At 63.4% G+C, this 13,124-nt stretch carries 14 protein-coding genes; 11 read left to right on the top strand and 3 right to left on the bottom strand.

What is annotated here, in order from left to right; all coding sequences use genetic code 11:
- Positions 1 to 2 precede the first annotated feature (2 nt).
- Positions 3 to 539, bottom strand: a complete 537-nt coding sequence (locus HU764_RS14450; RefSeq protein WP_099455826.1) for a chalcone isomerase family protein — start codon at positions 537 to 539, stop codon at positions 3 to 5.
- Between the two features lie 201 nt (positions 540 to 740).
- On the opposite strand from HU764_RS14450, the gene HU764_RS14455 reads away from it, so the two are divergent.
- On the top strand, positions 741 to 2,069 hold the full coding sequence (locus HU764_RS14455) for an SDR family oxidoreductase (RefSeq protein ID WP_186702729.1): 1,329 nt from the start codon (positions 741 to 743) through the stop codon (positions 2,067 to 2,069).
- A gap of 38 nt (positions 2,070 to 2,107) precedes the next feature.
- Here the strand turns inward: HU764_RS14455 and HU764_RS14460 are convergent, their stop codons facing one another.
- Positions 2,108 to 2,632 carry a hypothetical protein gene (locus HU764_RS14460; RefSeq protein ID WP_186676316.1) on the bottom strand — a complete coding sequence of 175 codons (525 nt, stop codon included), beginning with the start codon at positions 2,630 to 2,632 and terminating at the stop codon, positions 2,108 to 2,110.
- A gap of 185 nt (positions 2,633 to 2,817) precedes the next feature.
- Between HU764_RS14460 and HU764_RS14465 the strand changes: the two genes are divergently transcribed.
- The 10 genes from HU764_RS14465 (at position 2,818) to HU764_RS14510 (ending at position 12,551) form a co-directional block, all read left to right on the top strand.
- Positions 2,818 to 3,675 (top strand): SDR family oxidoreductase, encoded by an 858-nt coding sequence (locus HU764_RS14465; protein ID WP_099429576.1) that lies wholly within the window; start codon positions 2,818 to 2,820, stop codon positions 3,673 to 3,675.
- 167 nt (positions 3,676 to 3,842) lie between these two features.
- The gene (locus tag HU764_RS14470) at positions 3,843 to 4,307 is read left to right on the top strand and encodes a hemerythrin domain-containing protein (RefSeq protein WP_186676313.1); all 465 of its coding nucleotides are present in this window, start codon (positions 3,843 to 3,845) and stop codon (positions 4,305 to 4,307) included.
- A gap of 150 nt (positions 4,308 to 4,457) precedes the next feature.
- Positions 4,458 to 5,378 carry an ABC transporter substrate-binding protein gene (locus HU764_RS14475; protein WP_027596484.1) on the top strand — a complete coding sequence of 307 codons (921 nt, stop codon included), beginning with the start codon at positions 4,458 to 4,460 and terminating at the stop codon, positions 5,376 to 5,378.
- The gene (locus HU764_RS14480) at positions 5,375 to 6,523 is read left to right on the top strand and encodes a phosphotransferase enzyme family protein (protein WP_186676310.1); all 1,149 of its coding nucleotides are present in this window, start codon (positions 5,375 to 5,377) and stop codon (positions 6,521 to 6,523) included. The genes HU764_RS14475 and HU764_RS14480 overlap by 4 nt, the downstream gene beginning before the upstream one ends.
- Before the next feature lie 11 nt (positions 6,524 to 6,534).
- Positions 6,535 to 7,413 carry a sulfurtransferase gene (locus HU764_RS14485; RefSeq protein ID WP_186676305.1) on the top strand — a complete coding sequence of 293 codons (879 nt, stop codon included), beginning with the start codon at positions 6,535 to 6,537 and terminating at the stop codon, positions 7,411 to 7,413.
- A gap of 120 nt (positions 7,414 to 7,533) precedes the next feature.
- Positions 7,534 to 9,699 carry a TonB-dependent siderophore receptor gene (locus HU764_RS14490; RefSeq protein WP_186702730.1) on the top strand — a complete coding sequence of 722 codons (2,166 nt, stop codon included), beginning with the start codon at positions 7,534 to 7,536 and terminating at the stop codon, positions 9,697 to 9,699.
- A gap of 9 nt (positions 9,700 to 9,708) precedes the next feature.
- On the top strand, positions 9,709 to 10,542 hold the full coding sequence (locus tag HU764_RS14495) for a 5'-nucleotidase, lipoprotein e(P4) family (RefSeq protein WP_186702731.1): 834 nt from the start codon (positions 9,709 to 9,711) through the stop codon (positions 10,540 to 10,542).
- A 19-nt stretch (positions 10,543 to 10,561) separates the two neighbouring features.
- The gene (gene pnuC / locus HU764_RS14500) at positions 10,562 to 11,158 is read left to right on the top strand and encodes a nicotinamide riboside transporter PnuC (protein ID WP_186676298.1); all 597 of its coding nucleotides are present in this window, start codon (positions 10,562 to 10,564) and stop codon (positions 11,156 to 11,158) included.
- Complete coding sequence (locus HU764_RS14505; RefSeq protein ID WP_186676295.1) at positions 11,155 to 11,943, top strand: GntR family transcriptional regulator; 789 nt, start codon at positions 11,155 to 11,157, stop codon at positions 11,941 to 11,943. Before pnuC ends, HU764_RS14505 begins: the two co-directional genes overlap by 4 nt.
- A complete protein-coding gene (locus tag HU764_RS14510; protein ID WP_186676292.1) occupies positions 11,940 to 12,551 on the top strand; it encodes an HAD family hydrolase in 612 nt (203 codons plus the stop codon). Before HU764_RS14505 ends, HU764_RS14510 begins: the two co-directional genes overlap by 4 nt.
- A 237-nt stretch (positions 12,552 to 12,788) precedes the next feature.
- Here the strand turns inward: HU764_RS14510 and HU764_RS14515 are convergent, their stop codons facing one another.
- The gene (locus HU764_RS14515) at positions 12,789 to 13,004 is read right to left on the bottom strand and encodes a hypothetical protein (protein ID WP_186676290.1); all 216 of its coding nucleotides are present in this window, start codon (positions 13,002 to 13,004) and stop codon (positions 12,789 to 12,791) included.
- Positions 13,005 to 13,124: the final 120 nt, after the last annotated feature.

Below are 13,124 nucleotides of genomic sequence, written 5' to 3' on the forward strand. Positions count from 1 at the left end.
GTTTACGTCCCTCGGTCGTTGCCCGCCCGCCCGAGCAGGCGCTGGCGCAGCTGTGGGTCCCTGGCCCGTGGGTCGAGCCAGATGGCGAAGAATGCTCGGGAAAATTCCGGGTCGGCGATTACCTGGCTGAGTGTGCCATCGACATAGAAGCGAGCCCCTTGGCCTGGCAGGTACACACCCGTGATACGCATACCTGGGCGCACATCCACGAATGCCCCTTCAAGGGCCTTGCTCCACGCTGCGCGCTGCTGCGGCGTGATGTTGGCGTTAAGGCGGCGTATCTCCGCAAGGCTGGCGTCTACCAGCGTCTCCTTGGACAGCGATCGGTGGTAGCGCAGTTCCAGGGCAAAGGGCTGGTTCCAGTCCTGAACCGGGCCCACCGTCCACAGCCGGGCGCTGTAAAGGCGCACGCCGAACCACGTGAAATCGCCAGCACCCAACGGTTGCGCCGTTGGCAATTCGGCTCGCCAGTCTGCTGCCACGGTCGACAGCGCAACCATCAGCAAGCACAGGCTGGCCCAACGCGCAGGAGGCACCATGCTTACCTCGAACAATTGGGAAAATCCTGTACAAGAATAGCTTTTTGTATAGGTTTCAACAAACGGTAAGCACTGGCCATCCGCCGCTAAAAAAAAACCGCTGAAACGCTTGCTCTGAACTTTGTCCTGCCCAACGGATTCCCCTGCTTACTCACTGCAATATCTGCTGCACAGCCGGCTTTCAGAAAAGGGGTTTTCACCATGATCGATCAAGCGACAGGTATGAAACCAGGCGAGCGCTATTGCGTGGAGAACGTCGAGCGCGCCCATCAGTTCCCGGGGTACTTTCAAGACGGCAAGTATTACCTCGGCCCCGAACTGCTGACTGCGGTCGGCTGGCTCGAAGGCACGCAGTTCATCTACGACAGCCTGGATGCAGAAGGCGAACCCGTCTTCCCGGATCGGGTAGCGGGCACCATCGAGGGCTTGAAGCTGGTAATGGCCGACGGAACCACCCTTGATCTCACCCCCATAGAGGCCAGTGCCACCCTCGGGTCTATCGACCGTGAAGACAGACCAGCCCCAGAGCACGCCATGCCAATGATCCCGACACCGATCAAAAGCCCATTGCGCGGAAAGGTCGTGGTCATCACCGGCGCCTCCAGCGGCATAGGCCGGGCGGCTGCGCATGCGTTTGCCTGCAAAGGTGCCCGACTGGTGCTCGCGGCACGCGATGAGGAAGCGTTGTTCGACGTGCTGGATGAATGCACCGACTGCGGCACGGACGCTGTCGCCATCACCACCGACGTCACCCACAGCGATCAGGTGGCAGCCCTGGCCACCCAAGCTGCCGAGTTTGGCCATGGACGTATCGATATCTGGATCAACAACGCCGGGGTTGGCGCGTTAGGCAGCTTCGACGAAACACCGCTTGAGGCGCATGAGCAGGTGATTCAAACCGACCTGGTCGGTTATCTGCGCGGCGCTTACGTGGTGCTTCCCTACTTCAAGGCACAGCGCAGCGGCATACTGATCAACACCTTGTCGCTTGGCAGCTGGATCGCCCAACCCTATGCGGCAGCCTACTCGGCGAGCAAGTTCGGCCTGCGAGGCCTGACCGAAGCGCTGCGCGGTGAGCTCACGGCGTTCCCCGGCATTCATGTGTGTGATCTTTATCCGGCTGTCATGGACACGCCAGGCTTGCGAGACGCAGGCAACTACACCGGCCACGCGCTGACACCCCCAGGGCCGATCTACGACCCGGAACGGGTGGCAAACGCCATGGTAGCCTGCGCCATTTCCCCGAGCGCGCGCACCACTGTCGGCGCTGCCGCTCGCCTCGCCCATCTGGCCAGCTACCTGGTACCGGGGCTCCCTCAGTTGTCAGGGTGGCTCACGCGCTGGGGCTTGAACCGCAGCCCCAGCGCGGCGATATCTTCCGGGAATCTGTTCGAGCCACCCGATGACCGGCGAAGTGTGGACGGTGGCTGGAGAACTCAGAAAGATAAAACCTCTTTATGGGTGGGTGCGGCGCTGCTGGGTGTCATTGCCGGGTTTGTCTTCACTCGTTCGCAACGCAGGCGCCGCTAGGGCTTCCTGGCAGTCATTTGCTTAAAGCAGCGCGCCCGTCACGCGAGCTGGATATACACCGAGTAGCTGCCCAGCAAAACCCAGAACCCTAGAAAAATCCAAGGCGTACGAAGGGAGAACAGCAAGGATTTCCGGTGCCCGGCCCGGGACGTTTCAGCCTCGCAGAATAAGGGCGATTCATCATAGGCCAGGCCCATCATCGGTTCACTGCGCAGCAAGTGGCTCTGCTTCAGCTGCCAGTGCTCGATGATCCGGAACGCTGCGCGGATGCCCGGCCAGGCGTTCAACGAGCTCAACACGCCGAGCAGGGCAAGAAACGCTGGCACGATCAACGTGAACATTTCCCCCCAGCTGTGGTTCAGGTTGCTCATCGAAGACACGAAGGCAATGACCAGGAACGACTGAGCGGCCAGATACGCATCGGTACGGTTGGCCAGAATAGTGGTCTCGTACTGGATTTCGCGTCGATAGAAATCCAGGCGTTCCTTGGGCGTACCGAACATCCGCGCATTCTGCTGATCGATTTCATGCTCAGAGGTGGTGGGCGTAATGATTCGAGGCACTGGGACGCTCCTGAAAATCGTGAGTACAGCGCACTGCTGATCAGCGATAGAGCGATCCCTTCAACGAAAATTCATTGCAAGTGGCTTACTGGCCGTCCGTCGTTCAAATCCAGCATCCACTTCAACGCTGGCTGCTCGCACCGCTCGAACAGTAATGACCGTTCTCAACTGCAGGAGCTTCGACCATGAGCGACTACCCTACTCCGCCATTCCCCTCGCAACCGCAAAGCGTCCCCGGTTCGCAGCGCAAGATGGAGCCGTACCCGGACTGTGGTGAGCAGACCTATACAGGCCACAACCGGCTCGAAGGCAAAATCGCCTTGATCACCGGCGCCGACAGCGGCATCGGTCGGGCCGTTGCGATTGCCTATGCGCGTGAAGGTGCAGACGTTGCCATCGCCTACCTGGATGAGCACGAAGATGCGCAAGAAACCGCGCGTTGGGTCGAAGCCGCGGGCCGCCAGTGCCTCCTGCTACCCGGTGACCTGGCGCACAAACAGCACTGTTACGCCATTGTCGACAAGACCGTGGAACAGTTCGGTCGCATCGACATCCTGGTCAACAACGCCGCATTCCAGATGGCCCATGAAAGCCTGGACGACATTGACGATGAGGAATGGGTGAAGACGTTCGACACCAACATCACCGCCATCTTCCGCATCTGCCAACGGGCATTGCCGTCAATGCCGAAGGGCGGCTCGATCATCAACACCAGCTCGGTCAATTCCGATGACCCGTCACCCAGCCTGTTGGCCTACGCCGCCACCAAAGGCGCCATTGCCAACTTCACTGCAGGCCTCGCCCAGTTGCTGGCGAAGCAAGGCATCCGGGTCAACAGCGTGGCGCCAGGCCCGATCTGGACACCGCTTATCCCCGCCACCATGCCGGATGAGGCCGTCAGAAACTTTGGCTCGGGCTACCCCATGGGGCGGCCAGGGCAACCGGTCGAGGTCGCGCCGATCTACGTTTTGCTGGGCTCTGATGAAGCCAGTTATATCTCGGGTTCACGCTACGGCGTCACGGGCGGCAAACCGATCCTCTGACGACCATGACGAGGCTTGCTGTTGCAGGCCTCGCCGCTTCATCTGCGCGCTGCGAACCATGCGGTAAAGACTTGAACCATTCGCACGCCCATCACGTCCACCGCAACAGAACCGATGAGTTTGTACCCAGCAATCCGTGTTTCCCCCGACCGCCATGAGGTGCCTGCATGAACGCTATCGACCTGTTGATTCAAGACCATAAATTGGTGAAGAAGCTGCTGGCTGAATTGTCTTCAACCACCGAGCGAGCGGTGAAAAAGCGCGCCGAACTGCTGCACCGGATCGAGCAGGAGCTGCAAGTCCACACTGCACTGGAGGAGGACATCCTCTACCCGGCCATCAAGAAAGCCGGCGGCAAGGAAGAGGCGAAGATGTATTACGAAGCCAAGGAAGAACACCGTACCGTCGATTCGCTGGTGCTTCCTGATCTGCTTCATACCGAAACCGGCACCCTGGAATTTGCCGGGCGGGTGAAGGTGATGAAAGAGCTGCTTGAACATCACATCGAAGAAGAGGAAGGCGAGCTGTTCCCCACGGCGAAAAAACTGCTGGGCAAAGATCAGCTGGAAGAGATGGGCATTGCCATGGAGGCGCACAGGAAAATGCTCAAGGGCGAACGAAGGGCTGCATGAACCGAATGCGCCACAGCCAAAAAGAAATTAAAGCAGGCCAATTTATTACCTGAAGGAATAAAAATAGCACCGAACGATATTGGTATATACCAGATGTCTACCCGTTAAATCTGCTCCCTGAGCCCTGAGGGCACCAAGGAGCACGAAAGGATGAACGCGGTACGGGTAATGCTGGAATATTTCCACCCTTGGCCAAATTCGGCAGGGTTCTACGTCGCAAGGGAGCGCGGGTGGTATCAGGACGCCGGCTTGTCGGTGCAACTGGTAGTGCCCGACCCCTTCCATGGCGACACGTTGGAGCACCTGCTCAACGGCGATGCGGATGTCGGCGTGTTTCCCAGCAATCGCTTGCTGGTCAGGCGCAGCCTCGGCCAGCCGCTGCTGGGTGTCGCGGCCATCAACCATCGGGGCCTTGAATCGATCCAGACCCTCACCGACTTCGGCATTCGCCGCCCCAGGGACCTGGCTGGCAAACGCCTGGCGCTCAACCCCACGCCCCGTGGCCTGGCCATGGTGCGCCATCTGGTGGCCGCCGATGGCGGCGACCCGGATGCCGTGATCATCGTCGACAGCAAAGTGCGCGAACTGCGCCCGGAAGACCTGGCGGCAGGCATTGCCGACGCCAGTTTTGGCGGCTACTGGGCCTGGGAGGCCTTGATGGACAGCCCGGTTGCGGCCGAGCGACGTGTGGTCTGGCCAGTCGATGACATTGGCGCACCGCGATATCACAGCTACCTGCTGGGCGGGCAGCAACGCTGGTTCGAGGAAAACCCCGAGATCGCCCGCGCCTTTCTCGCCGCCACCGAGCGTGGCTTTCGCGCGGCGGCCGCTGACCCGCAAAGCGCGTTGGGCGCCTATGAGGCCGCCACCCCTTACTTTCCGAGGGCGCTGCTCAGCCAATCGCTACAGCACATCGCACCCACTTGGCTGCATGAGCAGCGCTGGGGCCAGCAACGCGAAGAATTGATCGCGCCCTACGCCCAGTGGCTGCACCACCACGGCGTACTGGCCGACGCCGACGCTTGGCGTGGTGCCACCAGTAACCGTTACCTGCCGGAGCCACAGGCATGAACAAGCCCTTGCGCATGGCCCATGGCATGGGCGTGCAGCCAGTAGAAGCCGACTGGCCCGCGCTGACTCAGGTGGATGTGGAAGCGGTACTGAGCCATTTCCCGCGGCTTGGCACCGTGGGCCCGCTGCACTGGCACAGCCCCCGCCCCTTCTCGGCTGCCGCGCAGGTGCGCACAGACCAGGGCGAGCTGTTCGTCAAACGCCACCACCGCAGTGTCCGCCAGCCCGCCTGGCTGCTGGAAGAACACCGCTTCGTTCAGCACCTTGAACAGCGTGGCGCGCCCGTTGTCACCCCGTTGCTCGACCGCAACGGCGACAGCGTGGTGGCCCTGGGTGAATGGACTTACGAGGTGCTGCCCTGCGCGCAGGGCCACGACCTGTACCGTGACGCGCTGTCGTGGACACCCTTCCTCAGCCTGCCGCACGCCCATGCGGCGGGCGTTGCCCTTGCTCGCCTGCACCTGGCCGCCGAAGGCTTCACTGCGGGCGCCCGACGCACGCCCGTATTGATTGCCAACCTGCGGTTCTTCAGCCACCACGCGCCGCTGTCGTCCATCGAAACGGCCTTGGCGCAGCAGCCCGCACTGGCTCACTACCTCGCAGACAAACACTGGCAGCAGGCCCTGAGCGAACTCTACCTGCCCCATCACCGCGCCCTGCTGCCGCTGCTGCAGCACCAGCCGGCGCTGTGGACCCACAACGACTGGCACGCCTCCAACCTGCTGTGGGACGAATCGGCTGACGCCACGCAGGTGCGCAGCGTCCTTGATTTCGGCTTGAGTGACCGGACTTTCGCCGTGTTCGACCTGGCCACTGCGGTAGAACGCAATTGCATTCCCTGGCTTGAACTCGATGCAGGCGGGCGCGCCGCCGCCGACCTCGACGCCGTCGAAGCACTGCTGGCCGGTTACCACAGCCAGCGGCCCCTGACACAGGCCGACCTGCTCACGCTCAAAGCGCTGCTGCCATTAGTCCATGTGGATTTCGCCCTCGCCGAAATCGACTACTTCCAAGGCATCGTCGGGTCCCGGAGCAACGCCGACATCGCCTACCACCATTTTTTGATCGGCCATGGCCAATGGTTTGGCAACAGCGAAGGCACCCGCCTGCTCGATCATCTGCACCGCATCGCACGCGCGCGCTGACAGGAGCCCCTATGCCCGACATCCTCATTTCACCCAACGCCTTGCACCACGCCCTGCAACAGCCGGGGCTGGTGGTGCTCGACGCCAGTGTGGAACTGGCCGCCGCCCAGTTCGATGGCGACTACCGCGTCGCCAGTGGCCATGCGGCCTGGCTGGCCGAACATATCCCGACGGCGCGGCATGCCGACCTGACGCGCGAGCTGGCCGACACCGCAGCGAGCTACAGCTTCGCCCTGCCTTCTCCGACGGAGGCAGCCGCGGCGCTGGCACGCCTGGGCATCGCCGAGGCACGGCATATCGTGGTCTACGACCGGCATGAGGGTTTTTGGGCTGCACGCCTGTGGTGGATGCTGCGTAGCCTGGGCGTGGCCGCGTCGGTGCTCGACGGCGGCCTGAAGGCCTGGCGCCAGGCCAACCTGCCCTTGGCCCGCGGTGAGCAAGCTCAGCCTGGTGTAGCGGGTTCGCCAGTGTCGCTCACCGTCCATCCAGGGTACTGGGCAAACCGCGAAGACGTGCTGGCCGTACTCGATGGACAAGCGCCAGGCACGCTGGTGTGTGCGCTGTCCAAGGGGCTGTTCGAGGGCAGCGCGGTGACCCGCTATGCCCGACGCGGCCATATCCCCGGCAGCCTCAACCGACCGGCGCGGCAACTGTTCGACGAGCAGGGCCGCTACCTGGCGCCCGACGCATTGGCCCGCGCACTCGGCCCAGCATTGGTCGAAGGCACCCAGCCACTGGTCCTCTACTGTGGCGGCGGTATTTCCGCAGCCGCCACTGCCCTGGCCCTGACGCGCCTGGGGCGCCAGGGCGTTTCGATCTATGACGGCTCGCTGCAGGAATGGGCAGCTGACCCTGCATTACCAATGACCACCGGAGCAACGCCGGCCTGAAGTTACACCCCCTTCAAGCGCCCGCTCAACGATGCTGTCGCCGCTGCATAGGCGCGGCATCGCGAGCACAGGTTTACCCGATTTTCGGTGCCACACCGCTGGTCACCCAGGAGTTCGTTCATGGCTTCATCCTTGTCTTTTCAACACCGCCACGGCCTCGCGCTGGGGCTGCTGAGCCTGTCATTGAACCCGGCCCTGGGCTGGGCAGACAGCACCCTGCTGGAGGCCATCACCGTGACGGGCGCCCAAGCCAACAGCTACCAAGCCACCTCAGCCTCGGTGGGGGGGCTGGGCGAAGCGCCACTGCTCGATACGCCAGCCTCGGTTGCGGTGTTCACCGAGCAACTGCTCAAGGACCGCCAGGCCAGGCTGCTCAGCGACGTGCTCAGCAACGACGCCTCGACCGGCGAAAGCTATGCGCCGATCGGTTACTACGAAAACTTCGTGGTTCGCGGGTTTTCCCTCAGCGCCGCCAACAGCTACAAGATCAACGGCAGCACCATCACTGGCGAGCAGAACGTCGCGCTGGAAAACAAACAGCAGGTCGAGCTGCTCAAAGGCCTTTCCGGGTTGCAAAGTGGCGTTTCCGAGCCGGGCGGGCTGGTCAACTACGTCACCAAGCGCCCGCAGAACGTACGTTCAGTCACCGTCGCGAGCAACGAATCAGGCGAGCGCTATGTGGCCACCGACCTTGGCGGCTGGCTGGACAGCGAGCAGCGCCTGGGCGTGCGCGCCAACTTCGCCCACGAAGACATACGCTCCTACGTGGACAACTCGGACGGCAAACGCGATTTCGCCTCCCTGGCCGTGGACTGGAACCTCAGCGATGCCGCCCTGCTGCAGCTGGATGCCGAGTACCAGACCCGCGAACAGCGCTCGGTGCCGGGCTATCAGCTACTCGGTGGTAGCGTGGTGCCCAGCGGCATCGACCCCAAGGACCGCCTGGCCGACCAGCGCTGGTCGAAACCGGTGGGTATCGATTCGCTCAACCTTGGCAGCCGCTTCGAGTACCGCTTCGACGACAACTGGACCGCCAACTTGAGCGCTTCGCGCAGCCGGGTGGTGATCGACGACTACAGCGCCTTCGCCTGGGGCTGCTATGGCGCCCCGAGCTGCGCCAGCTCAGCCGTGCCCAACTACTTCAGCCCCGAGGGCGACTACGATGTCTACGACTTCCGCAACCCCGACGATACCCGCCGCAACGACGAGCTTCAGGCGGCACTGAGCGGGCGCTTCGACAGCGGCCCTTTGCAGCATGAGCTGACCGTCGGCAGCAGCGCCCTGCGCCGTATCGTCGACCGCCGCGACTCGGTCAACGAATGGGTGGGCACTGCCAACATCTACCAGCCGGTACCCGACTTTGCGCCGACCAGCGAACCGCTGGGCCACACCTACCGGCGCCTGGACAGCCGCCAGTACGGCTTGTTCTTCAGCGACCGGCTGAGCTACGGCGAACACTGGCAGGCCATTCTGGGTGGCCGCCAGGTGCGGCTGGACGAAAAAACCTTCGATATCGACGGCAACACCACGCGCCATACCCAACGTTCGGAGTTCCTGCCCAACGTGGCACTGATCTACAAACCGCGCCCGGACATCTCGCTGTACACCAGCTACAGCAAAGGCCTGTCACTGGGCGGCGAAGCGGCGTGGTTCACCACCAATGCCGACGAGATCCTGCCGCCCACGGTTTCACGGCAACTGGAGGTAGGTGCCAAGCGTGACTGGCAGGGCTTGAGCCTCGGCGCCGCGCTGTTTCGCATCAGCAAGGCCTACCAGTATTCACGCCCCAATGGCGACGGCAGCTTCACCTACGTGCAGCAAGGCGACCAGGAAAACATCGGCCTCGAACTGTCCGCCAGCGGGCACCTGACCGAGCAGTTGCAGGTGTCGGCCAGTGCCGCGGCCATCCGCGCCCGGGTCGAGGACAGCGGCACTGACAGCTACGAAGGGCACCAGGCGATCAACGTGCCAAACGTGCGCGCCAGCCTGCACGCCGACTACAGTGTCGCCAGCATCAAGGGCCTGGCCCTGCTCGGCGGCCTGCGCTACAGCGCCAGCAAGTATGCAAGCCAGGCCGGCAACGTGAAGGTCGACGGGTACACGGTGTTCGATGCCGGGGCGCGCTACACCCTGGACCTGGAAGGCTACGAAACCGTAGTGCGCCTGACCGTGGACAACCTCTTCGACAAACGCTACTGGCGTGATGTGGGCGAGTACATGGGGGATGGCTACCTGTTCCAGGGTGCGCCGCGCACCGCTCGCCTGTCCGCCACCGTGAATTTCTGAGGAATCGCCATGACCCGGTCCGTCTCGCTGATCGCCACCCTGCTGGCAACGCTGCTCACCGGTTGCCAGCAGCACCCGCCCGCTAACGACCAGCTCGATGCGGTGCTCTGGACCCAGACGTCGGTGGAACACGACCTGCTGTTCCGCCAGGTGTATGCCAGTGCCACCCAGCACCTCGACAGGGCCTTGGCCGACCCCGCCTGGGATGCGCTGGCACAGGCACCGCGCGCGCTAAACGGTTTGCCACCGGCGCTGATCATCGACATCGACGAAACCCTGCTGGATAACGTCCCGCTCAACGCCCGTTCGATCATCAATGACCGCCCCTATGACTACGACGCCTGGTACCAGTGGGTCGATCGCGCCAAGGCCCCTGCCCTGCCCGGCGCGGTGGGCTTCCTGCAGGCCGCCGCGCGCCGTGGTATCACGCCGTACTACCTGACCAACCGAGCACCAGGCCAGGAGCAGGCAACCCTGGAAAACCTGCGCCGCGCCGGCTTCCCCATCGACAGCAGCGCCCAGATCCTCACCGCCGGCACCGCCATTGGCGGTTGCCAGGCCAGCGGTTCGGACAAGACCTGCCGCCGTCATTGGGTGGGGACCCAGGCGCGGGTGCTGATGCAGCTGGGCGACAGTATCGGTGATTTCATGGCCACCCGCGGCAGCCAGCAGGCCCAGCTCGACGCGGCCCGCCCCTACTTCGCCTGGCTGGGTGAACGCTGGTTCCTGCTGCCCAACCCCACCTATGGCGGCTGGTACAGCGCGCCGTATCAGGGGCGCGAAGGGTTGTCGGAACAACAGAAGCGTGCCTTCAAGCACAAGGTCTTGAAGCCCCAGTACTGACGCTGCCGAGGAGGCGCCCATGTCAACGTTAGAAATCATCGCCGTGCTGTTCAACATCCTCGGCGTGTGGCTGACCACCCAACGTATTCGCTGGTGCTGGCCAGTAAGCGTGGTCGCCGTGCTGCTCTACGCCTGGATATTCTTCGACGTGAAGCTGTATTGCGACATGCTGCTGCAACTGGTCTTCGCCGTGCTGCAAGGTTACGGCTGGTGGCGCTGGAGCCAGGGTTACAGCGTCGCCGGCAAGGTCGGCGTGCAACGCCTGCCGCGCCGCGAGGCCATCATCAGCCTGGCGGCGGGGCTTGCTGGCGCAGTACTGCTTGGCGCCGTCATGCAGCGCTACACCGATGCCTCGGCGCCGTGGATCGACGCGCTGCTGAGTTCGCTCAGCCTGGTGGCCAGCTTCTGGGCGGCACGCAAATACGTCGCCAGCTGGGGGCTGTGGATCGTGCTCGACAGCGCCTACGTCGGGCTGTTCCTGTTCAAGGACCTGCAACTCACGGCGGCCCTGTACGCCGGCTTCGTGGTATTGGCCGCCTACGGCCTGCTGGCCTGGCGCAACGAACTGCTGGCCCAGCAACAGCCCCTGCCTGCAGGCGCCGAGGTAGTGCCATGAACCCGTTTCGCACCTCATTCGTCAGCGAGTCGCAGCCACAGGCCACTTGGCGCGCCAGCCAGCCCCATTACCTGCGTATCCGCGATCAACTGGCCAGTGACCTGGCTAAAGGCTGCCTGCCCGCCGACAGCAAGCTGCCCGCAGAGCGCGACCTGGCCGAGCGTTTCGGCTGCACACGGGTGACCCTGCGCCAGGCACTGCAATTGCTGGAAACCGACGGCGTCATCTACCGCCAGGACCGCCGCGGCTGGTACGTCAGCCCCCCACGCATCCGCTACGACCCAACCGGCATCACAGGCTTCATGGAGTACGTCGCCACCCAGGGCCGCACGCCACGCACCGAGTGCCTGCAAGCCGAGCGCCGCCCAGCCGGGGCCTGGCTGGCCAAGCGCATGGGCCTGGAGCATGCGGAGGAGCCGGTGTTTTACCTGCAGCGCCGTCGCTACGTGGACCAACGCCCGGTGCTGCTCGAGTGCAATGTGCTGGTTGCCGACTGGTGCCCCGGCTTGCTCGACGCCGACCTCAACACCTCGCTGACCGCCCTGCTGCGCGAACGTTTCGGCCGCGTGCAGTCGCGCAGCGAGTTGTGCATGCACCCTGAGACGATGAACGACTTTCAGGCCGATCTGCTGCAAGTCTCCCCAGGCTCGAGCAGTTTCTACCTGGAACGCCTGAGCTTCGGCGAGCGCGGCCAGCCCGTGGAGTTCGACCAGGAATTCTGGCGCCCGGACGCCCTCGCCGTGGTGCTGCAAACCCGCTACCCCGGCCAGGTCGACGCGCTATGAAACACCCACTCGACACCCCATTGGAAACACGCTTGCTGGCCGCCGAAGGCCTGATTTTCGACTGCGACGGCACCCTGATCGACAGCCTGCCCGCCTACGCCAGCGCCTGGCGCGCGGGCTTCGCTGCGTCTGGCAAGGGGATGGACAGCGCATGGCACGCCGCCCGCTGCGGGCTCTGCGAGACGCAATTGATGACGCATTTCGAACAGAGCCACCAGGTCACGCTGGATCGCCCCAGGGTGGTGGCGACGATGCGCCAGCACTACCTGGCCAACCTTTCCCGGCATGTGCGTGAGATCAGCCAGGTGACTGCCATCGCCAGGCGGTTTGCCGGGGTGAAGCCCATGGCGGTGGCATCCAGTGGATCACGCGAGATTGTCTTGAACTCACTGGCCGCCCTGGGTTTGGCCGAGCTGTTCGACGCCATTGTGACCATCGACGATGTCGGCAAGGCCAAGCCTGATCCTGCTATCCCTCTAGAGGCCGCCCGGCGACTGGGGCTGCCGCCTGCTCGCTGCCTGGTGTTCGAGGACAGCGAGCAAGGCCTGGAGGCAGCGCGGCGCGGTGGGCTGCCGGTGGTGGACGTAAGGCGGCTGAGCGCGCCTTAGATGCGCCTGTCAACGCCACTCGCTGTAAGGCTCCAGCGGCGTCTGCCCTTCGGCTGTCCGCCCGCCACGCTTTGATCGGCGGTGAAATTGCGTAGCGCCGCCTCGAGCAGGGGAATTTCTTCATATACAAGCATTGAGGGTGCCAGGTACTGTTCGAAGCCAGCCAGCGTTGCGCCACTCCGCCAAATGACCGCACCCTCGCTGCTTGGCGCTGGGCGCGGTCGCGTACGCTTCGGCCTACTTGATCTCCTCCACATCAGTGGCGTGATATTCTCCATTCACCAACTTGATATTGAACCTGACCTTGGACTTTAGCTTCAGGTCCCCAGCCTCCGCGGGCGGCAGGTACACCTGATCACCCTCTTCATCGCCCTCGACTTCGATGAAACCGAACTTCTGGGTGGCATGGAGTTGACACACTGTTCCTTGCTTGCCCGTTTTTACTGTGCTCATGATTTCGATCCTCAATGTCATTGTCTGTGGATGCTATCCCCGCGCCCAAACGCGGGTACGGGAAAAGCCTACTGCGCCTGCCACCGCCCAGATACTGGCACTTTTGTCAGGTACCCCATG

Source organism: Pseudomonas kermanshahensis (assembly GCF_014269205.2).
Classification (GTDB): Bacteria; Pseudomonadota; Gammaproteobacteria; order Pseudomonadales; family Pseudomonadaceae; genus Aquipseudomonas; species Aquipseudomonas kermanshahensis.